This is a genomic window from Amycolatopsis sp. NPDC059657 (assembly GCF_042734395.1).
Taxonomy (GTDB): domain Bacteria; phylum Actinomycetota; class Actinomycetes; order Mycobacteriales; family Pseudonocardiaceae; genus Amycolatopsis.
On record NZ_JBHWEB010000070.1, the window covers coordinates 1032 to 24964 of the forward strand.

Annotated in this window: 1 protein-coding gene (only partly in view); it reads left to right on the top strand. The window is 70.1% G+C overall.

Features of this window, described 5'->3' with window-relative positions:
* On the top strand, positions 1 to 23933 hold the 5' portion of the coding sequence (locus tag ACFV15_RS31040; protein ID WP_378354709.1) for a hypothetical protein. 21862 nt of this gene lie beyond the right edge of the window; the window shows 23933 of its 45795 coding nt (coding positions 1-23933); the start codon lies at positions 1 to 3; its stop codon lies beyond the right edge, outside the window.

Here is a 23933-nt window from a genome sequence, read left to right on the forward strand (position 1 = left end):
GTGAAGTCTGCGGATGGCACGACTCCCGTTGCGGGCACCAAGCCTGCTGATGGCTCGACTCCTGTTGCTGGTGCCAAGCCTGCGGATGGCACGACCCCCGTTGATGGCACCGAGCCTGCTGACGGCACGACGCCTGGTGACACGCCGGTGGCAGGTAAGGGCCGTGGCGACGAGGGGACCAGCCACGCCGGCGACGAAACCGTTCCGCCGCAGGGAGCGGCAGGGCACAACCCGGTCGATACCGTTGCAGCGGCCGGTGAGAAGCCCAAGTCCGGGGCTCAGCCGTCGCAGCAGGCTCAGGGTGCCACCGGGAGCAAGGTCGATCAGCCGGTCAGCCGCGGGGAGGCGGGCACGCGCCCGGTCACGACGTCCGGTGGGCATGCGTCGAGGGGCGAGGGGCGGCGGCCTGCCGTCGAGCCCGCGCCGGGCAAGAGCGGCACCGAGCAGGGCACCACTCCCGCGACGCCGTCCAAGGGCAACATCGAGCAGACCGCCCAGTCGAAGCTCGTCGTCGAGTCGCCGTCGGCTGCTTCGGCCAAGCCGGTGCGCCGCAAGGACACGCCGAGCATGTCGGACGCCGAAGTCACCCCGGTGCCGGTTCAGATCGTCGACCGTCCTGCCGACGGCAAACGTCCGGCCGCCGCGCAGGACGTGCGCCGCAAGGGCAAAGAACCGAAAGAACCGGGTGAGGAGCCTGCCGGGACACCGGCGGAGGCCAAGCCTGCCGTCGCGCGCGGTGACGGCGACTCCGAACAGGCACGGGTCAGGGAGACCATCGAGTCGCTTCCGGACACGGACCGCGATGCCCACGGAATTGACTGGTTCGACCGGCCCCCGTCCGACGAACTCGTCCCCGGTCCCGTGGACCGGGTCGAACTGGCCAAGATCGAGCGGCCCGCGGTCGCGGACGACATCGACGGAACCGTTCTGCGGCAAGCCATTCTCGATCTGCTCAAGCTGAAGGATCGGCGCGCGGACCACATCATCCGTGCGATGGTCGAGCAGCAGTTCTCCGACACGAACCTGAAAGGGAAGTTCCACCAGACGCTGGACGGCGGGCTGGTGGTGGACTTGGGCCCCCGCGCCCACAGCGCACCGCAGATCCGGCTCGAGGTGACCGGCCTGAGCACGCCGAAGGTGTCCCGGCGCACGTCCGTCGACTTCTCGGCGGCCCACAGCCGGGAAGTCTCGGACACCAGCCTGGTGAATGCCCGCGCGTTGTTCAGCACCGATCCGCGGTTGGTCCGGGTCCCGACCCATCACGTTTTCCCGCTGCTGAAGCTCGCCGGGCTGATGAACGCGCGCGGGTCGGATATCAAGTCGAAGCTGAGGCACGACGGTTCGACGACGGTGACCCAGCATGTGCCGGCGGAGCGGTCCGAACATGACGTGAGTTACCGGGTGACGGTGCGCAAGCCTCGGACGTGGCCGTGGCGCAAGGGCGCCACCGTGACCGACCACGTGTGGCTGGACGTGGCGCTGAACTGGCCACGGCGTGGCACCGATCTGTCCACAGTGGATCCGGCGGCGCGGCCTGCCTCGCCGCGCGAGATCGTGCACACGGAGCTGACCGGCCTCGGCGATATCTACCACCAGGTGGAATCGGCACTCGGCGGGTTCCCGGTCAGCCATCCCGGTGCGCGGAAGTTCCGCGAGTGGCTGCACACGCTGCCCGCGTCCGCGCCGGACCTGTTCGGCGGCGCACCCGTGCGCAGGTCGTTCAAGTTCCCCGGCATGCCCAGGGTCGAGGTCACGGTGGCGGTGGCGGACACAGTGGTCACCCGGCCGTTGGAGGACGGGGACGGCACGATCGTGCAAACCCGTGAGACGAGCGTCGAGCGCAGTGGCGGGCAGTCGCTCGGCCGTCGCTGGGGGCTCTTCGCGACCGTGATGGCCGGCGACTTGTCCGGAGCCACGGGCTGGGCCGTCGGCCCGACCGTGCTCAACTACGGCAGCACCAAGACCGAGACCTCGACGACCGGCAAGGTCCGGCGCCAGCTTTCGGACAAATACAATGGGCCGGTCGGACAGCAGCATCTGCGGTTCACCTACGTCGTGCAGATCGGTGACAAGCAGAAAGCGGTGCCCGCGCCGGACGGGCCGATCGCCCGCGACCACGATCTCCCACCAGGGGCGAAGCCCGTCGATCCGGAAGCGGTCCGCCAGTACGTGCCCGACCGGCTGGTCAAGGTCGACGGTTCGGCCACGGTGTGGACGAAACCGGAGACGACGCAGGCCACCGCGCTTCCCGCGACCGTGGCCGGACCGGACGTGCCGGGCCGCGCGGACACCGAACTCGCGGCACCGCCCCGGATGGACACGTCCAGGGCGCTCGACCAGCTGGACGCCGACCACCGGCTGACAGAGGAGACGCTCTCCCACCTGATCGGCCCTGTGCTGCACCGGTTGTCGGCCAGCGAAGTGTTGCGTGGCAAGGATCTGCCGGAGATCGAACGCCGATTCCGCCAGTTCCTCCAGGACCACGCCAGGGAACTCGTCCGGGGTGGTGACGGGGTGCGGTTCCCGCTGAGCTCGTGGAAGCACAACGCGCCCGACGTGTTCGTGCGCGGGTCCACCCAGGTGGCCAAGGCCGAGTACCTGGGCACTGTCGAGCGAGAGTCCCGCACCGGGACGACCGCTTCCGGGCACAAGGACGCCATGGAGGTCACGAAGGGCTGGGACACCCAGCTCGGCGTGGCGAGCCTGGCCTATGACGCCATGAAATCCCACAAGGACTATCGCGGCGCCGGTTCCACGGCCGCCTACAAGCGCAACCGTCGCGATATCGAGAACATCGAGCACGAGGTCGGGGTCGAGCGCCCGATGAGCGGCGACCGGCCGCTGCACAAGGTGCGCTACCCGGTCGAGTTCGAGGTGCGCATCGGTGGCCGGTGGGGCGATCCCGCGGAGAAGGTGCGCTGGCGCGGTGAAAACCCGGATGTGTACCAGGGCAAGGTGGACGTCGTCGCGGCCGAGCGGCCGGTCGACGCGGGTGAACCGCCGCGGCAGAGTACCCCTGTGTGGCACGACGGTGAACCGCACTCCGATGGGCGGCGGGCGGCGCACCTGCCCGCGGGTTTCCGGCTTGACGCGCTGAAGCCGGTTCCCGACCTGCTCGGCACGGTCACCAAGATGATCGACACGCCGCCGACGTCGCGGTACGCGGGCTGGCTTCGCCTTCCGCTCATCGGCAAGAGCCCGGCTCGTTTCGACGAGCACAAGCAACTCGGGACCTGGGGTCGTGAGCCGGACAAGGCGGACGAGCGCAACGCCGCGCGCGACGTGCTCGAGCACTTCGCGAGCCTGCCGGACCGGGCCGGTGCCTTCGAACGGGCCGCGCTGCACCAGGACACGGTATGGCTGAAGAGCCACAACCGCTCCGGGCTCGTCGGCAACCGCGAGCGGGTGGCGAGGGTCGATCTGTCCGCGCACCTGGAGAACCCCAGGGTCATCGGCGTCGACCAGGCGCACAAGTTCTCCTTCACCGAGGTGACGGGCGCGCAGTGGAAGTCGGAGGTCGTCAATGGCGCCGGCGTGAAGGTCAAGGCCGACATGTTCGACGTGCTGCCGTTCGGCAAAGTCGTGAGTCCCCTCTTCTCCGCAGCCGGCGCCATCATGCGCTACTGGAAGGACGGCACCTCGAAGACCGAAGGTGTCAAGGAAACCGTGACCAGGTCGCGCACCGAACGCGGCTACCTGGTGAGGTACGACGCCACTTACGGCGTGCGGACCTCGAGCCGGCGCGGCTGGCACGACTTCTTCGGGTTCGGCCATGAGGAAGCGGCCAGGGAGGCCGCGAAGCAGGTGCACGTGCCCGAGGCGGCCACCGTGTGGGTGCCCGCCAGCGAGATCCACCGCATCGGCGAACTGCTCGATGACGACCTCGCCAAGCTGGACGCCACGGACGCGCGGCGCTACCGGCAGGAGCGTGCCACCGAATCTCCCGAAGGATCCGGCCGGACCGGCCGTGCTGAGCTGGTCCGCGAAGATGCGCCGGAGCCTGCCCCGGTGGCCGCGCCCGCCAATGTCGGGCGGGGCAGCGGCCGCGTCGAGCTGCACCGCCTGGAAGCGGGCTCCGAGCTGGTGAGCCAGATCTCGGAGCGGTTGCGGGAATGGACCGCTCAGCACCAGGGGAGCCTGCTGTCGAATCTCGCGGACCTCGCCAAGGGCGTGGTCGGCGTCAGTCAGGAACGGCCGACTCGCCGGATGGTCGAGTTCGGCCCGATCAACGAGCGGCTGGTGCGCGATGTGCTCGGGCCGACGCTGGCCGGTTCGGAGTTCAACCCCACGTTGAAGGAGATGCTCGCCGGTGGGCACCCGGTCTTCCTGGAGGGTGCGACGCCGGTCGGCAAGGTCGAGCAGCTCGTGGTGCTGCGGGCCGAGCTGGGAGACGGCGCGTACCGCCGGACGGTGCCCGGCGAGGAGGTCAGGGGCGAGACCACGACGGCCAGCGCGTCAGGCTCCACTTCCAGCAGTGGTTGGCTTGGTGACTGGGGCGTCGGCATGTACATGTACGCAGGGAAGAAACACCACCCGGCGAACTCACTCGGCTTGTCCTTCAGCGGCGCGCACAGGTACGAGTGGCGCACCGAGCTCGGGCACGAGCGCAGCGAGACGGTCGCCACCGCCCGGACCGCGGACAGTGCCGAGTTCCTCCACGACCTCCGGGTCACGATGGACGTCTACCCCTACGCGCGTGCTGGGCACTACTACAAGTTCCTGCCGGGGACCCGCCGGTTCGAGACTCCTTGGACGAGCGAATTCACCTTGCCGGGAGCGGTGCGGTCCAGCGTTCCACTGGACGAGACGATCCCGATCGGCGGACGCCCGGAGGCGCCGCTGGTCGAGAAGACCGGCTCACTGCACAAGGCACAGCGTGAACTCGGTCTTCCGGAGGGGCTCGCCGGTGACGCCGTGACGCAGGTCCGCCCGTTCGACGCGCCGCGGCTGCACCGGTTGCTGGAGGAGCTGATGCGCGGAGGCGGCGGAAGGCCGCTGTTGCACCCGCGCGCCATCCACGAGATCCAGTCGGCGACCGGGACATTGCCGATGCGCACGCACCTTCGGGATGTGCTCTCGCCCGAAGGCTATGTGGTCAAGGTGGCCGGCGATGCGCTTCGCCATGTCAAGATCACCGCGGACGTGGTGAAGCGGGAACTCGTGCGGGTGTTCGACAAGCCGTTGGAGTCGAGCATCACCGAGAAGGACACGGCCGGTTCCACCGCCGCCCACACCGGGGAGATGGCTCCGGAGACCTTCTCCAACATGTCGGGTCCCCACCTCGACGACTCGACGCAGCGGCCGGCCGCACTGATCGCCGACGGGTATACCCCGTGGCAGGAGTGGGGTCGCTCCACCGCGGCCGGTTCCTCGACGAACAAGAAGATCGAGGCCCCGGACGGATCTGCCAAGCCTGCCGAGGAGAAGCGGTACCTGGTCCGGCTGACCCCGGAATGGGTGCTGGAGCCCGCGTACCGGAGTTCCCGCGCGCCGTCCGCGTGGCGTGAGGCGGTGCGGACCGAGCCGGACAACCCGATCCTGATCGAGACCGACCGTGCCGGGCTGAAGGCGCTGGGCCTGTCCGACCCCAAGGAAGACGCGCTGGCGGCGGCCGGTAACCCCGACCTGGCGAAGCGGCCGGACGTCGAAGGGGCGCCGTCGTGGATCCCCAACGCAGGCGAACCGGTCACGCCGCGGCCGAACGTTTCGATGCACGAGTTCCTGAACCCGCGGACCGAACGGCCCACCCCATCGCCTGAGCCCGAGGTGATCCGGGGCAGCGACGGCGTTCGTCCGGAAGACGTCGTGCCCGAGTCCGAGATCGTCCGGGACGGCGACGAGGTTTCGCACGACGGTGGCGTGAGTGAGCGCGAGTCCGAGATCGTCCGGGACACCGACGAAGCCCGCCACGCCGACGACGACGTGGACAACTGGGATACCGATGATGACGCAGACTTCGCCGCCATGGCCCAAAGGGTCTTCGAGCGGGCGGGCGCGGGCTGGCCTGCGTGGCGGACGCTGGACACCATCGCGGAGGTCGACGAAAGCTCGTTCGTGGATTCCGCGCGCCGTCCGACGCCGCGGGAGCTGATGGATCTTCCCGGCGGCGTCGACGAGAAGACCGGCGCCTTCCGGCGGTTCTCGCCTGGCGAGGTGCGGGTCGCGCCGCTCATGCACGGTTCACGCCAGATCGGCCTGACCTTCCACACCGGCCGGGAGAAAGCCGGCGCGCAGCGGTGGGCCCAGCAGTCGGACACCGGCAAGCGGACCACCTACCTCCACCCCGATGCCGCGGACGGGCCGTCGCCCTTCCCGAGCCGCAAGGGCGCGGAGGCGGTGCGGTCGCCGTGGCACGAGGACTCGGTGTTCATCGCCGCGCGGGGCCGGGCGGACACCTTCGAGATCCGGCTCACCGACGGGGCCAGGGTCCGGGTCGATGGGGCGAACTTCGCGCGGGTGGTCTCCGGGCTGGACGAGTTCAAGCGGGCGGTCGGCGACAACACGCCTGGTTCGCTGGTCCTCATGGCCGGGCGCACGGGCGAGGTGGCGGGCCGCGGCGGCGCCGCGCACGACTTCGGCAGGACGCTGGCCACCGAGTTCGGCCACCGCCGGCCGATCGTGGCGCCGACCTCTGACGTGCACCTGCGGACGCAGCTGGTGGGCCGCGGTGGCCAGACGGTGCTCGACCGTGGTGGACGGTGGCGTGCGCTGCCGGTCGCCGACGTCGTCGACAACGTCCCGCTCCGTGGCATCGACAAGGCGACCGGCCTCGAGGTGGACTTCCATTCCTCACAGGTGTGGGTGCACTCGATGCGGAAGGCGGACGGCACCTCGGCGGGGGTCACCTTCCACACCGGCACGCACCTCGCGGAGGACCTCGAACTGGGCAGGCTGGAGCCGGCAGGTCTCGCCCAGCGGTTCCCCGAGGGCGTCCGTGAGCGGTCCGACGTCGATCGGGCTTTTGCCGAGGGAAACTTCGAAATCGTCAGTTCGCCGTGGCCGAAGAACTCGTACGTCGTCACCGCCCATGGCATGCCAGGCCACTTCAGCCTGCAGACGACCGACGGCCGGGGCCTGCGGGTCAGCGGAGAAACCTTCGGCCGCCTGCTGAACGACCTGCGCCCGTTCCGGAACGCGGTCGACGACACTGAGGCCATCGCGCTGAACGTGTGCTACGTCGCGGCGACGGACGGGCCGGGTGGTCCCGCGCACGACCTCCAGCGGACACTGGTGACCGAGTTCGGCCATCGGCAGCCGGTCGTCGCGGCGACGACCGAGATGGCCACCGTCACGGACCCCGGCCTGCGGCAGTGGGCATCGCGGATCAACGACGGCGGCACCTGGCGGACGTTCTCGTCCGGCCCCGCGCGGCTGCTGGGCGAGGATCTCAACCGGCAGGGGCAGTGGACCTCCTTCTCCCGGCACGAGGTCGTCTCCGCGCCGCTGGTGCGCGACGGACGCATGGTCGGAGTGACCTTCAAGGCCGCGACCAGTCGCGGCGAAGGGCCGGATGCCGCGGGCCGGACCACGGTCGTGGACGCCGATCAGGTCCACGACGGGCGCTACGTCGTGTCCACTCAGGACGGTCGCACGCTGGCGGTGGACGGCGACACGTTCGGCAAGGTGGTCGCGAGTTCCCACGAGTTCTCCGACGCGGTGGCCGGCGCGCCGCCCGCGGCGCTGACCGTGCCGGTGGCGGGGCCGGGCCACCACGCCACCGCATTCATGCGAACGCTGGAGCAGCAGTTCCCGATCCGTCGCGACGAAGGCGGCGAACCCGTCACCCGGCTGTCCGAAGAGGGCACCAGGCTCAGCTTCCCGATCGCGCGGACCGGCACCCCGAGCCTGGGAACGCTGCTGGGCCTGCCCGGCCACGAGTCGCGGGCGTTCGACGACCATCGTGTGCTGGCCGTTCCGGCCGTGGCACCACACCCGCCGACTTTGGGTGAGCTGATGGGCATCCCCGGTTACGAGTCGCGGGCGTTGGACGACCATCGTGCGCCGGCCGTTCCGGGCGAAGCAGACCAGCGGCCGACCTTGGGCGAGCTGATGGGCATCGCCGGTCACGAACGGCAGCCCGGGTGGCAGCACCTGGAGAACGGCATCACCTCGGCGCGGCCGATCCGTGCGGTCAAGAACCTGCTCGGGCTGGGCCGGGCGAAGGTCGTCGAGGGCATCACGGCGACGGGCGTCGACCAGCACACCAGGCAGCCGGTGCTGGAACGCGGGAACACGGGACCGGTGGCGCGCGCCCTGCCGTTCCAGCGGGCGTTGTCGCGGAACAACGCGGACGCGGTGACCCTGCTGGCCTCGTCCGCCGGTGAGCCGAACCGCGGTCCTGCGCCTGCCTTCCAGCGTGCGATGGAGGAGCAGTTCTCTTCCCGGCAGCCGGATCCCGCCCCGGCGGATGTGACCGGCGGCGGCACCTTGCGCACTTTTGAAAACGGGCCATCGAACCACGTCCTGCCGAACGAATCCTTGTCGAGGAATGGTGCGCGTACCGCCCAGCGGTGGCTCACCGGGCTGTTCGAGAACCGCACCAAGGTGATCGCGAACGTTGAACTGCACGGGATGCAGGAGGGAACCCGAAAACGCGTCCGCTTCCGTTCGTCGGACGTGCTGGTCAATCGCCTGAAGCAGGGTAAGGCCACGATCGGGGTGATTTTTCACGCCGGCGCGGACCTGGCGGACCGCAAAGCGAAGTACGTACACCCGGAGGCATGGGCGACCCGGTACTTCGCCCGTGGTGTCGACGATCCGGCAGCCATGACAAGTGCGACGGCCGAGCGCCGGTTCGACGAGGTTCCTAAGCCGTGGCCGGCGAACTCGTACTTCGTCTCGACCCATGGCCTGGAGGGGAAGTTCGCCGTCAACCTTCGCCGTGGCGGGCCGTCCTTGCTGGTCGACGGCCGTACCTTCGCCACCTTGCTGAATGACTTGAAGGTCTTCCACCGCGGGCTGGACCGGGGCGACCCGGACGCGGTGGTGCTGGGTGTGTGCCTGGTGGGCAACCTGGATGTGCCGGGTGGGGCCGCGCGTGACTTCCAGCACGCGTTGGGTGAGTTCGGGGTGCGGCAGCCGGTGGTCGCGGCCTCGGAGTCGGTGAGCCTGTCGGTGACTATTTCGGCCGGGGTACTTCGCAACGAGGCCATGACCAACGTCGCGAACGGTGGCAGGTGGAAGACGTTCATGTCGGGGCCTGCGGGGCTGCTGGGTCTGGACCCCAGTTCCTGGGCGGCGGTTCACCTCCGTCCGGAACAGGTCTGGTCCACGCCTCTGGTGCGTGATGGCGTCCCGGTGGGTATTTCGTTCCGGGACGGCCGCAGGGTCGACGACGTGGCCGACTGGGCCGCGGACGGTGGCCACGTCATCGGCGATGTCCCCTGGTCGTCCGATCGGACGTTCTTCGTGGACGCCGAACCGGTGCTTGGTCGCTGGTTCAGCGTGGAGGACATGGATGGGCGGTGGTTGCTGCTCGACGGGGCAGGGTTGGCGAAGGTGACCGCGGAGTCCCGGGCGTTCCGCGAAGCTTCAGTCGATACGGTCACGTTCCTGGCGTCGGAGTCGGCGTCGAAGCCGGTCGGGGTGTTGTCGACCGGGGAATTCGCGAGTGTGCTGGCGCGGGACTTCGGGTTCGATGGGCAGGTGTTCGCGCCGTCCGGGTGGACGGCGGTGCTGCCCGCGGTGGCCGAGCTGCCCGCGCAGTTGATGACCGCGAAGGACATGCACTGGGAGTCGCATCGGCATGAGTTGTCGTTGCCGGAGGGACCGGAAGGTGTGCCTGAGCGGTTCCTGAGCAGTGACGTGCGTCCGCGCCCGGTGCTGTCGGACGGGCAGTTGGTCGGGATGTCGTTCCGGCAGGAGGGGACGCCGACGATCGACGCGCCGCTGTCGGTGGCCCATGGGCGCGTCTTCCATATCGACGCGAGTGCCACCTCGGAGAAGTTCTGGGTACTGGATCCAGCACACAACACGTCGTGGCCGGTGAGCACGGATCAGTTCGCGCGGATGGTGGCGGAGGCGGAGCCGTTCCGGGAGGTGGTGCGGGATCCGGAGCTCAGGTTCCTTGTGCTGACGGATTCCCGTGCGGGTGATGAAAGCGGCGGTGGCTCCACGGCGCGTGACCTCCAGCGGGCTTTGGCTGATTTGACGGGTCGTTCGGTGCCGGTGGTGACCGGTGATCGTTCAGCACCGTGGCGGGTTTTCGGGGTTGATACTTCGCAGGTCAACCAGGATGGCACGCTGCGAATGGACGACGTCCTCGACATGGGAATCCCGGCGGGGGAGCGCTCCCGGCCGGATGAGGATGCGGAGATCCATCCGGTGGATGCCGACGGTCCGTCGCCGGTCGAGGATCCGGCGGACGCAGGCGGCCCGCCCCAGTCTGAGCCCCGGCCGGAATCGGGTGGTAGCGAAGGCATAGCGCAGGTGCCGTCGACGCTCACCGTCAAGCAGCGGCTCATCGAGTTGGCGCGCTCTCGCACGAAGGTGCTCGAGAACGTCGAACTGCACGGGACGCAACGGGGAACACCCGTCCGCTTCCGTTCGTCGGATGTGCTCGTCACCCGGCTGAAGCGGGGCGGGACGACGATCGGGGTGACCTTCCACCCCGGCTTCCCCACGAGCTTCGACGTGATGAACCGCCAGGACAAGTACAACCGTCCAGAGGACGGGGCGACTCGGGTCTACCAGCCTGTCGGCACGGACGAAAAGACCTTCACCAAAGATTTCGACGCGGCGCGCGCGGCGGGCCGGTTCGAAGAGTCTCGGAAGCCGTGGCCGGACAACTCGTACTTCGTCTCGACCCATGGCCTGGAGGGGAAGTTCGCCGTCAACCTCCGCCGTGGCGGACCGTCTTTGCAGGTCGATGGCCGCACCTTCGCCACGCTGCTGAACGACTTGAAGGTCTTCCACCGCGGGCTGGACCGGGGCGACCCGGCCGCGGTGGTACTGGGTGTGTGCCTGGTGGGCAAGCTGGATGTGCCGGGTGGGGCCGCACGGGACTTCCAGCACGCGCTGGGTGAGTTCGGAGTGCGGCAGCCGGTGGTCGCGGCCTCGGAGTCGGTGATGGTGACCGTAGAAAGCCGCCGCCCCAAGACGGTGCTCACCAAGCTGATCGAGGTGGTGGACGCCGGCAAGTCGCTGATCAACGTGCTGGACGGCGGCCGATGGAAGACGTTCATGTCGGGGCCCGCGGGGCTGCTGGGCGCGGACGCCGCTTCCGGGGTGGCTGTTCACCTCCGCCCGGAGCAGGTCCGGTCCACGCCTCTGGTGCGCGACGGCGTCCCGGTGGGGATCTCGTTCAAGGACAAGCGCGCGGCCGGGGATCTCGCGGACTGGGCCGCGGGCGGCGGGCGCGTGATCGGCGATGTCCCCTTCTCGTCCGATCGGACGTTCTTCGTGGACGCCGAACCGGGACCTGGCGGCCGGTTCTCGGTGCGGGACGCCGATGGGCGGCGGTTGCTGCTCGACGGCGGGGCGCTGGCGAAGGTCGCGGCGGATTCGCAGGCCTTCCGCGCGGCCGTCACCCAGGGTGGACGGCCGGACGCTGTCGCGTTGCTCGCGTCGAAGTCGGCGGCGGGACCGGACGGTCTGCGGGCGACCGGGGACTTCACCCGGGTGTTGATGCGGGACTTCGGGTTCGAGGGGCAGGTGTTCGCGCCGTCCGGGTGGACGACGGTGCTGCCCGCGGTGGCCGAGCTGCCCGCGCAATTGATCACCGCGCAGGGTATGCACTGGGACTCGCACCGGCAGGAGACAGCGCTGCCGGAGGAGCAGGGTGATGCGCCTGCGCGGTTCCTGAGCAGCGATGTGCGTCCGCGTACGGTCATGTCCGGCGGGCAGCTGGTCGGGATGTCGTTCCGGCGGGAGCAGACGCCGATCGCCGTGCCGCTGTCGGCGGCCCATGGGCGCGTCTTCCACATCGATGTGAGCGCCAACTCGACGAAGTTCCGGGTGCGGGACGCCACGCGCGACACGTCGTGGCCGGTGAGCGCGGATCAGTTCGCGCGGATGGTGGCGGAGGCGGAGCCGTTCCGGGAGGTCGTGCGGGATCCGGAGCTCAGGTTCCTTGTGCTGACGGATTCCCGTGTGGGTGACGAGAGCGGCGGTGGTTTCGCGGCCCGCGATTTCCAGCGGGTTTTGGCTGGTTTGACGGGGCGTTCGCTGCCGGTGGTGACCGGTGATCGTTCAGTGCCGTGGCGGATGTTCGGGTTCGACGGGCCGGGGTTGTTCGTCGGCAACTTCGAGCGTGGTGGGGGCCACGTGTTCTCGGCGGACGACGTGCGCGTCAGCCCGGTGCGGGCGGACGGGCGGACGGTGGGCGTGTCCTACCGCGGTGAGTTGCCGGGTGTGTTGCGTGAGCTGCCTGAGGCGGGCGCGTTGCCGGTGGTGGTGACTTCGCGGCAGTGGGCTCTCGAGGTGACGCTGCATGACGGTCGTCAGGTGTCGTTGCGCCCCGACGCGTTCAGCCGGTTGGTGGTCGGTAGTGAGCTGTTCCAGCAGGCGCGGGCGAACCGGCCGGATGTGGTGTCGCTGCTCGTTTCCGAGCCGGATCTTTGGAACAGTTGGGATAACAGTTTCCAGCGTGCGCTCGATGCCCGGTTCGGGGCCGATGCTCCGCGGTTCACCCGGGGTCACGCGCTGCGGCTGGATGACTTCCTCGACAGCGGAACTCCGGCGGTGGAACGTTCTTCCCTGCCGGAGGGGGACACGGAGATCCACCCGGCGGCAGGCCAGTCCACTGTGGAACGGCCGGAAACAGGCGGCCCGCCGCTGGCCGAGCGGGGCCCGCAGGCGCGCACTGGCACCTGGAGGTCGCTGACCCGGCCGGTCGGGCGGCTGTTCAGCGGCTCCGATGGCATGTTCCAGGGTGTCAACGCCACCTCCGGCGCGACACGGCGGTTCCGGGCGGACGAGGTCGAGGTGCGTCCGCTGGTGGCGGACGGCCGTGCCGTGGGGATGTCGTTCCGGTCCGGGCCGGACCCGGTGGAACTGCCGGTCATCGCGAACCACGGGCAGGTGTTCCATGTGGACACCGACGCGACCGCGACGCGGTTCGGCGTCCGGTTGTCCGGCGGTGCACGCCTCGAGCTGGACGGCCAGACGTTCGCGGGCGTAGTGGCGAAGGCACGGCTGTTCCGTGCGGCGGCGGAGCGGTTCGACCTGGTCGGTATCGCGTTGCCGGGTTCGCGAGCCGGTGAACTGGCGGGTTCTGGTGGCTCGGCACATGATTTCCAGCACGCGCTGACCGAGCTGGACCACCGGCAGCCGGTGGTGGCTACCGACGGCGACGGTGGCTGGCGGGCGTTCGGCGGCGAGCCGGGGCTGGTCGTGGCCGCGGGCCAGGACGGCATGCAGCACCTGATCACGCCGTTCGACGTGGCCGTCACCCCGGTGCGCGCGGCGGGCCCCCCGATCGGCATGTCCTTCCACGGCGAACTGCCGGGCACCGTCCGCGGCCTGGCGGACGCGGACTCGCTGCCGCTGGCGGTGACGGTCAAGGACGGCCGGTTCGAAATCGCGTTGCACAACGGCCGCCGGGCGACGGTCGGCAGCGAGGGTTTCGCGGATCTGGTGACAAACGCCGAGCTGTTCGGGCAGGCGCGGTGGCAACGTCCCGGCGGGATCACGCTGCTGGCCGCCTACGCCGGTGAACACACTGGTGGCGCGGCGCATGACTTCCAGCGTGCGCTGGCCGAGCGGCTGGGCACCGAGGTTCCCGTGGTGGCACCCGTCGGCGACCTGGTCACGCGGGCCGACACCGCGGCGTGGCGGACCTTCCCGACCGAAGAGCTCGCGCCGCTCTCCGAGCACGCCGAACCGGACCAGTCCACTGTGGATCGGCCGGACGACGACGAGCCAGGGGCGGCTATCGGGACCGGCGGCGGGGACGGCACTGGCGCGGGCGGCGGGCGCGGTACCGGCGCGGGTTCTCACCTGCCGGTGGCCGAACCCGGCCCGGTGGTGCGCCCCAGCCGATGGTCGTCGGTGGCCAGGCCGGTCGGCCGGTTGTTCGGCCGTCACGAGCAGGTGCTGCAGGGAGTGGACGTCGTTTCGGCGGCGGAGCGGTCGTTCCGCGTCCGTGACGTCGAGATGCGCCAGCTGCGCTCGGACGGCCACCGGGTCGGTATGACGTTCCGGTCCGAAGTGGACAGTGTGGCGCTGCCGGTCACCTCGGAGCGGGGGCGGGTGTTCCACGTCGACGTGGACGCGAGCGCGTCGCGGTTCGGGCTGCGGCTCTCGGACGGCACGCGGGTGTCGGTGGACGGCCGGACGTTCGCCGACGTCGTGGCGAAGGCACGGCCCTTCCGTTCGACGGCGGCGAAGCACAAGCTGGCCGCGATCGCGTTGCCGGGTTCGCGGGCCGGTGACCTGGTGCGGCCACCCGGCGCGGCGCACGACTTCCAGCGCGCGCTGGGCGAGCTCGGCCGCAAGGAGCCGGTGGTCGCGACGGACGGCGCCGGTGTCTGGCGGGTGTTCGGCGGCAAGCCGGGGCTCGTCGTGGGCACCACCGAGGCCGGTGCGCGGCACTTGTTCACCTCGGAGGACGTGCGCGCCGCCCAGGTGCGTGACGGGGAGACCCCGGTCGGGATCTCGTTCCGTGACGACACACCGGACCGGATACTCGGCCTGCCATCCACGAGTTCGCTGCCGGTCGCGGTGACCGCGACACGAGACCGGTTCGAGGTCACCCTGCGCGACGGCCGTCAGGTGTCGGTCACCGGCGACGGCTTCGCGGTCCTGGTCGCGAACGCCGATCTGTTCGAGCAGGCTCGCCAGAACCGCGCGGGCACGATCACGCTGCTGGCTTCCCACGCGGGTGAGCACATCGGAGCCGGTGGCGCCGCACACGATTTCCAGCGTGCGCTCGCCGGGCGGTTCGGGACCGACGTGCCGGTGGCGGCAGTGCCGGACCAGCTGGACCTGCACCATTTTGATTCCGCTGCCGCTGCCGAGCGGGACCAGGGGCTGCTGGAGACCATCGCCGAACAGGACGAGGTCGAAACCAGCGACTTGCCCGCATGGGTAGGCGCACCGGCGTGGCGCACCTTCGGGCCCGAAGAGCTTCGGCCCCTGTTCGGAACCACCCTGCAGAGGGAAACTCGGTCCGTCCGACTCGACGACGTGCTCACCGCGCCGCTGACCAAGGGCGGCCGGACCATCGGCGTCACGTTCAGCGCGGATGCCAACGAACTCGCGGCCGACCTGAGGTGGGCGGAAGGTGACGGTAAGGACAAGACCTATCTGCTGCCGGAGACCTACATCTCCAAGTCCGATGCCGAGGACGAGGGCGTCCTTCCAGCGGCGACCCCGGCTCCCTGGCCGGACAACAGCTTCTTCGTCCTTACCCATGGTGGCGACAGCACGGTTGGAATCACGCTCAAGGACGAAACCCCGATCAGCCTCAGCGGCCCTGTGTTCGCCGACCTGCTGCGGCGGACGGAGGCGTTCCGGAGCCGGTTCGAGGGCGACGACCGGCCGGAGGCGATTTCGCTGCTCGCCTGCTTCACCGCACAGCGAGACGAGCCAGGCGGGTCCGGTTTCGATGTCCAGCGGACACTGGCGAACAGGTACGGATACCGGCAGCCGGTGGTCACCGCCACCGAGATGGTCACGCCGGGGTGGGACTCGGCTGAGCACCCGGCCGGCTCCGAGCCCTACATCGCTGTCATGGACGGCGGGGTCTGGCGCACGTTCGCGAACGGTCCGGCCGACGTGCTCGGCAGGGACGGCGCTGGCCGGGTGCTGTCCTTCCACCCGGCCGACGTGCGGATACGCCCGCTGGCCGACGGCGGGAATCCGGTCGGTGCCTCGTACCGGGCGCTAGGCGGTCCGGAGTGGACTGACGGCACGGGGCCCTCGCTGTGGCCGCACGGCTCGGCAGGCATCGGCGTCGATTCACTGGGTGAGCGGTTCCGTCTGACACTGGCGGACGGACGCGAGGTGTCGGTCGACGGCAGGGCATTCGCCACGGTCGTGGCCGCATCGCCGCTGGTGCGAGCGGGAGACGCCGCCCACCGCCCGTTGATGCTGTTGTCGGACGCGGCGGACGACGGCGCGGTACGGGACTTCCAGGGTGCGCTGGCCACGGCGACCGGCCGGAACGATGTCGTCGTGGTGCCGCGGCAGGGCGACTGGAAGGTGGCCGCGCCGTCACCGGTTCCGTTGCCGGGCTTGGACCTCGGCGAGCAGCGGATGCGCCTGTTCGATGCGGGCGAGGTCGAGCTGGTCACGCACGCCGACGGTGAGCGCACAGTGGCCATGTCGTACCGCGCGGCCGAGGACCCCGCGACGCTGACCCGGCACGCCGACGACGAGCTGTCGATCTCTGTGGACTCCGACTCGGAGCGGTTCCGGCTGAGGCTGGCGGACGGCCGGGCGCTGGAGGTCACCGGGACCGCGTTCGCCGAGGTCGTCGGCCGTTCGCGGCTGCTGGGTTCGCTGGTCCCCGGCGTCGGGCCGTCGAAGTTCACCTTGCTGGGCGGGCCCGCCGGAGAACTCGACGGTCCGGGCGGTGCGGCACACGATTTCCAGCGTGCGCTGCAGGAGCGGTTCGACCAGTGGCAGCCGGTCGCCGCGCCGACCGCCGGCGGACACCCGCGGACGTTCTCCACAGTGCCGTCGCCGCTGGTGGGTACCGACATGGCCGAGGTGCGGCACACGTTCCAGGCCGCGAACACGCGGTTCGGGCCGCTGCGCCGCGGTGACCGGACCGTCGGGGTGACCTTCCGGATGGGGTTCGAGCGCGCGGAGACCGTGGAGTGGGCCGCGGCGACTTCCGGCAGGGACGTCGCATATCTGCTGGGCGAGAACCAGGTCGATCTCGAAACAGCGATCCAGGCGGGCGCCGCGCGCATGGAGCGGGCGCCGTGGCAGGGCGGCCGGACGTTCTTCATCGACGCCGAGGGATCGGGGGGCTCGGCGCGGATCTACGCGTCGGGCGCCGGGGTCCTCACTGTGGACGGTGAAGTGCTCGCCAGGCTGGTGACCGGGCTCGAGCCGTTCCAGCAGGCGCTTCACGAGGGCACGCCGGGGTCGTTCACCCTGCTCGTCCCTGGTACCGGCAGCGCATGGGGAACGGCGCCGGGCTTCCAGCGGACGCTGGCCGAGGAGTTCGGGCACGAGCAGCCGGTGCACGCGCCGACCAACGACCTGCAGCTGGGCGTCTCCGAGCACGGCTCCCGCGCCACCACCGCGGTGCTCGAGGGCGGGCGCTGGCGGCAGTTCCCGGCGGCACCCGGCGATCTCACCAGCGCCGCCGGCGAACTCCGCGACATGTCCGGCCAGGTGCTCGACGACGACGCCCGCTCCGACATGTCCGGAATCTCGTACCGCTCCGGTGAGCGGGACGGGCTGGAGAGCCCACGCTCGTTCGACGGTGACGCGGCAGGCAACGGGCTGTTCGACCAGCTCAGGGACCGGTTGGGCGGCGAAAGCTCGCGTGGTTCGGACTCCGACGGGGACTTCGGCGACGGAAGCGAACGCGACGGGTCGTGGCGTTCGGAGCTGAGTTTCACCGACGCCGACGGAAGCCCTCGTAGTTCGTTCGACGGCTCGGCGCCAACTTCTCCCCGGTCCACGACCTTTGGTGACCTGATCGGCCTGAACGCGGACGGCACCCGCCGGACGCTGGGCGACCTGCTGGGTATGCGGCGAAGTGACGAGGCAGGCGATCGCGCCGAGACCGGGGCAGCCGGCGAGTTGCTCGGCATGCGGTCGTCGCTGCGTGCTCCCACGCGGTGGGTGACCGGCTTGTTCCGGCAAGGCTCCGAGGTGGGCAGGGCCGAAGTGATCCACAACGTCGAACTGCGCGGGCAACAAGCGATAACCCGTGCGCCGGTCGCGTTCCGCTCGTCGGACGTCGTGGTCACCGACCTGAAGCGGGAAGGGATCTCGGTCGGGTCGAGCTTCCTCTCTCCCGAAGACCCGGCGGGACCCGGCAGGTTCGGGTTCGACCAGGCGCACAGCGCGTCGACCCAGCTCTTCCCCCATGGCGTCGACGACATCGACACGCTGCGGACAGCGCGAGCGGAGGGCCGGTACGAGGAGATCCGGAAACCGTGGCCGGAGAACTCGTATTTCGTCTCGACCCACGGGCACGAGAGGGAGTTCGAGCTCACCCTGCGCAATGGTGCGTCCTTGGTGGTCGACGGCCGGAACTTCGCCAACCTGCTGACGGACTTGAAGTCCTTCCATCGCTCGCTGGACCAAGTCCAGCCGGAAGCGCTCACGCTCGCGATCTGCAACGTGGGCAGGCTGGACGGTCCGGGCGGTGCCGCGCACGACCTCCAGCGCGCGCTCGTCGACTTCGGGGTGCGCCGGCCCGTGGTTGCGGCCTCGGAAAAGGTGAACGTCTCGGCCACCGGCGAGGGCGGTTCGTTCGCGCTCGGTGTCCTGAACGGTGGCCGGTGGAAGACGTTCTCAGCGGGGCAGGCAGGGCTGCTGGGGGTGGATGCCGCTGCCGGGGCAGTGGTTCACGTCCGTTCGGAGCAGGTCCGGTCCACGCCGCTGGCGCGTGACGGCGGCCCGGTGGGAATCTCGTTCCGGCATGAACCAGCCACCACGGCGGACTGGGTGCGTGATGGCGGCCGCACCCTCGACGAGGTTCCCTGGCCGGGCCGCACCTTCTTCGTGGACGCGGTGCCGGCGGCCGGCGGCCGGTTCGAGGTGCACACGACGGACGGGCGGCTGTTGCTGCTCGACGGGGCGGCCTTGGCGAAGGTGACGGCGGACTCCCATGCCTTCCGCGACGGGCGGCCGAGCGCGGTCACTCTGCTGTCGTCGGAAGCCGCGGCCGGGCAGACCGGGCTGCGGTCGACCGGGGAGTTCACGCGAGTGCTGGCGCGGGAATTCGGGTTCGAGGGCACGGTGTTCGCGCCGTCCGGGTGGACGGCGGTGCTGCCCGCGGTGGGCGACCGGCCTTCGCAACTGGTGACCGCGCAGGACATGCGCTGGGAAACGCACCGGCCGGAAATCTCGCTGCCCACGCAGCCGGGCGACGTGGCGCACCCATTCCTCTCGAGCGAGGTGCGGCCGCGTCCGCTGGTCGCTGACGGGCACCTGGTCGGGATGTCGTTCCGACCGGAGCAGGAGTCACCCGGCATGCAGGCCGAGGTCTCGACGACCCGCGGGCGCGTTTTCCACGTCGACGCGAGCGCGACCTGGAACCTGTTCCGGGTGTCGGAGGGGCAGCGCGGTTCGACGCTGGCGGTGCGTCCCGAGCAGTTCGCGCGGATGGTCGCGGAGTCGGAGCCGTTCCGGACGGCATCGCGCGATCCGGAGCTCTCGCTCATCGCCTTGACGGACTCACGTGCCGGCGACGAGCACGGTCCGGGCGGCGCGGCGCACGACTTCCAGCGGGCGCTGGCGCACCTGGGCGTTTCGCTGCCGGTGGTGACCGGTGACCGCGCCTCCCACTGGCGGGTCTTCGGCGGGCAGGACGTGTTCGGAGGGAATTTCGACTCGGGCACCGGGCATGTGTTCGCCGCGGACGACGTGCGGATCAGCCCGGTGCGCGTCGGCGACTCGACGGTGGGGGTGTCCTTCCGGGGCGAGCTGCCGGGCGGGCTGCGCGACCCGCACCCGGCCGGTGCGCTGCCCGTCGTGGTGACCTCCCGTGGGCACGAATTCGAGCTGACCCTGCAGGACGGACGCCACGTCGCGATCCGCCCCGAGGAGTTCGGCAGGTTGGTCGGCGGTACGCGGGTGTTCGCCGAGGCGCTGGCGAACCGGTCGGAGGCGGTCACGCTGCTGGTGTCCGGACCCAAGGTCGAACGCGCCGCGGTGCGTTCCTTCGAAGGGGCGCTGGAGGAACGGTTCGGCGAGCAGGCGCCGCGGCTGGCACCGAACAGGGCCGTGCGGCTGCAGGACAGCCTGGAAGACCCGGCTTCGGTCGCCGATGACGGAACCGGGAACCAGAGGCGGGACTCCGGTGAGGGTTGGTCCAGCGACGAGACGAGTGACAGCGGCTCCGATTTTGGGGCATACGACCACGAAACAGCTTCCGACGGCGGTCGTTCACCGCACGAGAACACCGAGATCACCGAGATCACCGAGCTCGCGGACGGCCACGCGGGGGAGAACCGGCCGGAGACGACGATGGCCGAGCGTGGGCCCGTCGTCCGGACAGACCGCTTCTCCGCGATCAAGCACCGGCTGGCCGCGCTCTCCGGTCGTCAGGGGCGCTCGCTCGACGGGCTGGACCTGACCGGCGCGGTGCGGCCGTTCCGGGCGCGTGAGGTCGAGGTGCGTCCGCTGGTGGCCGACGGCCGGCTGGTTGGAATGTCGTTCCGGTCCGGTGTGGACGGTGTGGAGGTCCCGGTCTCGTCGGAGCCAGGGCGGTTGTTCCACCTCGACGTGGAAGCGAACTCGTCGCGCATCGGCGTTCGGCTGAAGGATGGGACCGAGCTGTCGGTCGACGGCCGGACCTTCGCCGAAGTGGTGGCGAAGGCGGGTCTTTTCCGTTCGGTGGCAAGGAAGTTCGATCTGGCAGGGGTGGCGCTGACGCGTCCGGGCGGTGTGGAGCACGATTTTCGGCACGCGGTGACCGAGCGATTCGGGGCCGGTGGGTCACGGGGGGTGCGGTCCGATGAGCATGGCGGCACCTTGTCCTCGATGAAGCCGTTGGGGCCGGTGGTCCGTCAGGTGAAGAGCCTGCTGGGGTTCGGGCGGGCGAGGGTCGTCGAGGGCGTGACGCTGTTCGGTACCGACGTGAACACGCGTGAGCCGGTGACCTTCGATTCGTCGCGGGTGCGGGTGCACCGGCTGTACCACGATGGCAAGTTGGCGGGCATTTCCTTCAGCCGCGGCACGGAACTGCGGCTGGACCGGAAGGTCATGCGCGAGGAGAGGGTGCTGCGTTACACCACCTCGATGCCCGAGGGCTACACGATGGCGAAAGGCGGCTGGAACAAGCAGTTCGAGCCGGGGATGCTCCTGCGGGCGGCCGCGCCCTGGCCGGAGAACAGCTTCTACGTCACCACACATGGCGAGACAGACGGCTTCCTGGTGCGGCTTGCCGACGGCCGGAGCGTAGAGGTTGGCGGTGAGGCGTTCGGTCGCCTGGTGCACGACTTGCGGTCGTTCCGCTCACCGGTGTCCCGTTACGCGCCGGAGGCCATCACGTTGATCGTCTGCAAAGTGGGCCAGATCGACGGGCCGGGCGGAGCCGCCCATGACTTCCAGCGAGTGCTGGGGGAGCTGGGCTATCGGCAGCCGGTGGTCGCGGCGACGAAGTCGATGGCCTTCGAGCTTCCGGCCGGCGGCAGCTGGATCGAGGATGGCGGGACGTGGCGGTCGGTGTCGTCGGGGCCCGCCAGGGTGCTGGGTGAGGTGCTGGGTGGGGGCGGCGTCCGGTCGCGGGACTGGAGCGCGTTCGGCGCGGATGAGGTTCGCGTGGTTCCGCTGGTCCGTGCGGGGAAGACCGTCGGTGTGTCGTTCCGGCAGGAGGCCGGGCTGGAGCGTGGGCTCCGCTGGGTGGCGGCGGGTGCGAAGGTGGCGACCGAAGCGCCGTGGCCGCATCGAGCGTTCTTTGTGGACGCCGCTTCGAATGTGGGCGGCCGGTTCGAGGTGTGGACCTCGGATGGCAGGCGAATGCTGGTCGAGGGGAATGCTTTCGGCCGGGTGGTGGCGAAGACTGAGGCGTTCCGGGACGCTATGGCCGGCGTGGATCGGCCGCAGGCGTTGGTGTTGCTGACTTCGGCGGCGGGTAAGCCGCTGTTCGGTGGCCGGGACGGTGCGCTGGACTTCACGAAGGCGTTGGTGCGCGAGTCCGAAGTCGCGCGTCCGGTGTACGCGCAGACCGGCACGGTCGAGTTGCGCCCGGATGCCAGGGGCGGGCTTGTGCTCCACGCCGAGGACGGTCGCTGGGCGATGCACACGGAGGGGCCGAAACCGCTGACCGCGGTCGACTCCGCCCGTCTGCGGCATTTGTTCCATGCCGAGGATGCGCGGGTCACCCCGCTGTATCACGACGGCAAACCGTTGGGGCTGTCATTCCACGACGATGAGGCGCACGCGGTGGTCCAGGACTGGGCCGACGCGTCGGGCGAGTCGCGGCGCGCGGGTGTCCCGCTGGCCGAGGATGCCTTCTTCATCGCGGCCGCGGGGACACCCGGCTCGTTCGGGGTGCGGCTGGCGGATGGCCAGCAGCTGTGGCTCGACGGTAAGGCCTTCGCGGAGCTGGTGACCGGTCTGCGCCCGTTCGCGGACGCGATGAACCTCGAAACCGGGCGGATGGGGCAGACCTGGTCCGACCGGGTTTCCGGGATCACGCTGCTGGTGTCGGCATCCGGCTCGCTGCTGGGGGCCGGCGGTGCGGCGCACGATTTCCAGAGGTCGATGCGTGATCACTTCGGGTACGGCATGCCGGTGCACGCGCCGTCCACGCCGGTCGGGCTGTCGGTGGCCGCTGACGGGGGTGGCACGGCCGTCAGGCTCACCACGCTGTCCGGTGACGGCGAGTGGCGTTCGTTCCCGGCCGGGCCTGCCCTGATCCCCGGCGAGAGCGCGATGACCGGCAAACGAGTCTGGATTCAGCCGGACCAAGTCTTCGTGATGCCGCTGCTGGACAGCGCCGACCGGATGATCGGCATGACTTTCACGGTCAGCGCCGACGTCACCACGTGGGCGGCCGGCACGGGCCGGGACGTCACCCACTTGCTCGGCGAAGATGAGAATCACCTCGCTGACGCGCGGAAGTCAGGCAGGGTGACGACCGTGCGGGCGCCGTGGCCGCAGCGGTCGTTGTTCGTACACGCGGAGGCCGTGACCGACCGGTTCACGATCATGACCGGTAACGAGCGCTTCCATGTCGACGCCGCCGGCTTCGCCGCCGTCGTGGCGCGTTCCTGGCCGTTCACCGAGGCGCCGAGCTACGGCCGCGGGGACGCGGTGACCATGCTGATCTCCGACTCGGCGGCGGTCGACGGTTCGCCCAGCGTGGCCGAGACCTTCCAGCGGACGCTGGCGGAGCAGTTCTCCTACCGGCGGCCGGTGTACGCGCCGACGAGCAGGCTCGACCTCGACGTCGAGAACGGCGTCTCCACCACGGTGGTGGCCGATGGTGGCGCCTGGCGCACCTTCACGGCCGACGGCGGTCACGGCAACCCCGCTGTCGTCAACGGCGGTACGTGGCGCAAGTCCGGCGAGGCGCCGCCGAGCGATGTCCTCTCGGACGAGGTCGCGTCGCGGGCGAAGTCCGGAGACACACCGGGCCCGGCGAAGTCGCTGCGTTACCAGGTCAGGAGCTTGCTGGGACTCGGGCGTGAGAAGGCGGACGTCTACGAGCGCATCACACTGTCCGGCCTCGAAGCGAAGACCGACCGGCCGATCATCTTCGACTCGTCCCAGGTGCGGGTCCACCGGATGCGCCGGGGCAGCGAGGTCGTCGGGGTTTCCTTCAGCCGCGGCAGGGAACTGTCGGATGACCGCATCTCCGTGAGGCACCGGAACGAGATGCAGAGTGCCACGTTCCTCCCCGAGGGCTATCTGGAAGCCGACATGCCCAAGGCACGTGAGGAAAAGGTGCTGCGGACTGAGGGAGCACCGTGGCCTGAGAACACGTTCTACGTCACCACACATGGCACGCCCGACAGATTCCTGGTGCGGCTCGACAACGGCAAGCAGGTGATGGTCGGAGGCGAGGCTTTCGGCCGCCTCCTGGACAATCTGCGGTACTTCCACGAGCCGGTCACCGCGAACAACGCCCCGGAAGCGCTGGCCTTGATCGTCTGCAGCGTGGGTTCGGTGGACAGGCCGGGCGGCGGTGCCCACGACCTGCAGCGGACACTGGGGCAACTGGGCTACCGGCAGCCGGTTCTCGCGGCGACGAAGCCCATGGGCTTCTTCAAGTTCGGCGGCACCTGGATCGAGAACGGCGGCCTCTGGCGCGCGCTCGCCTCGGGATCCGCCTGGGTGCTCGGTGAGAACAG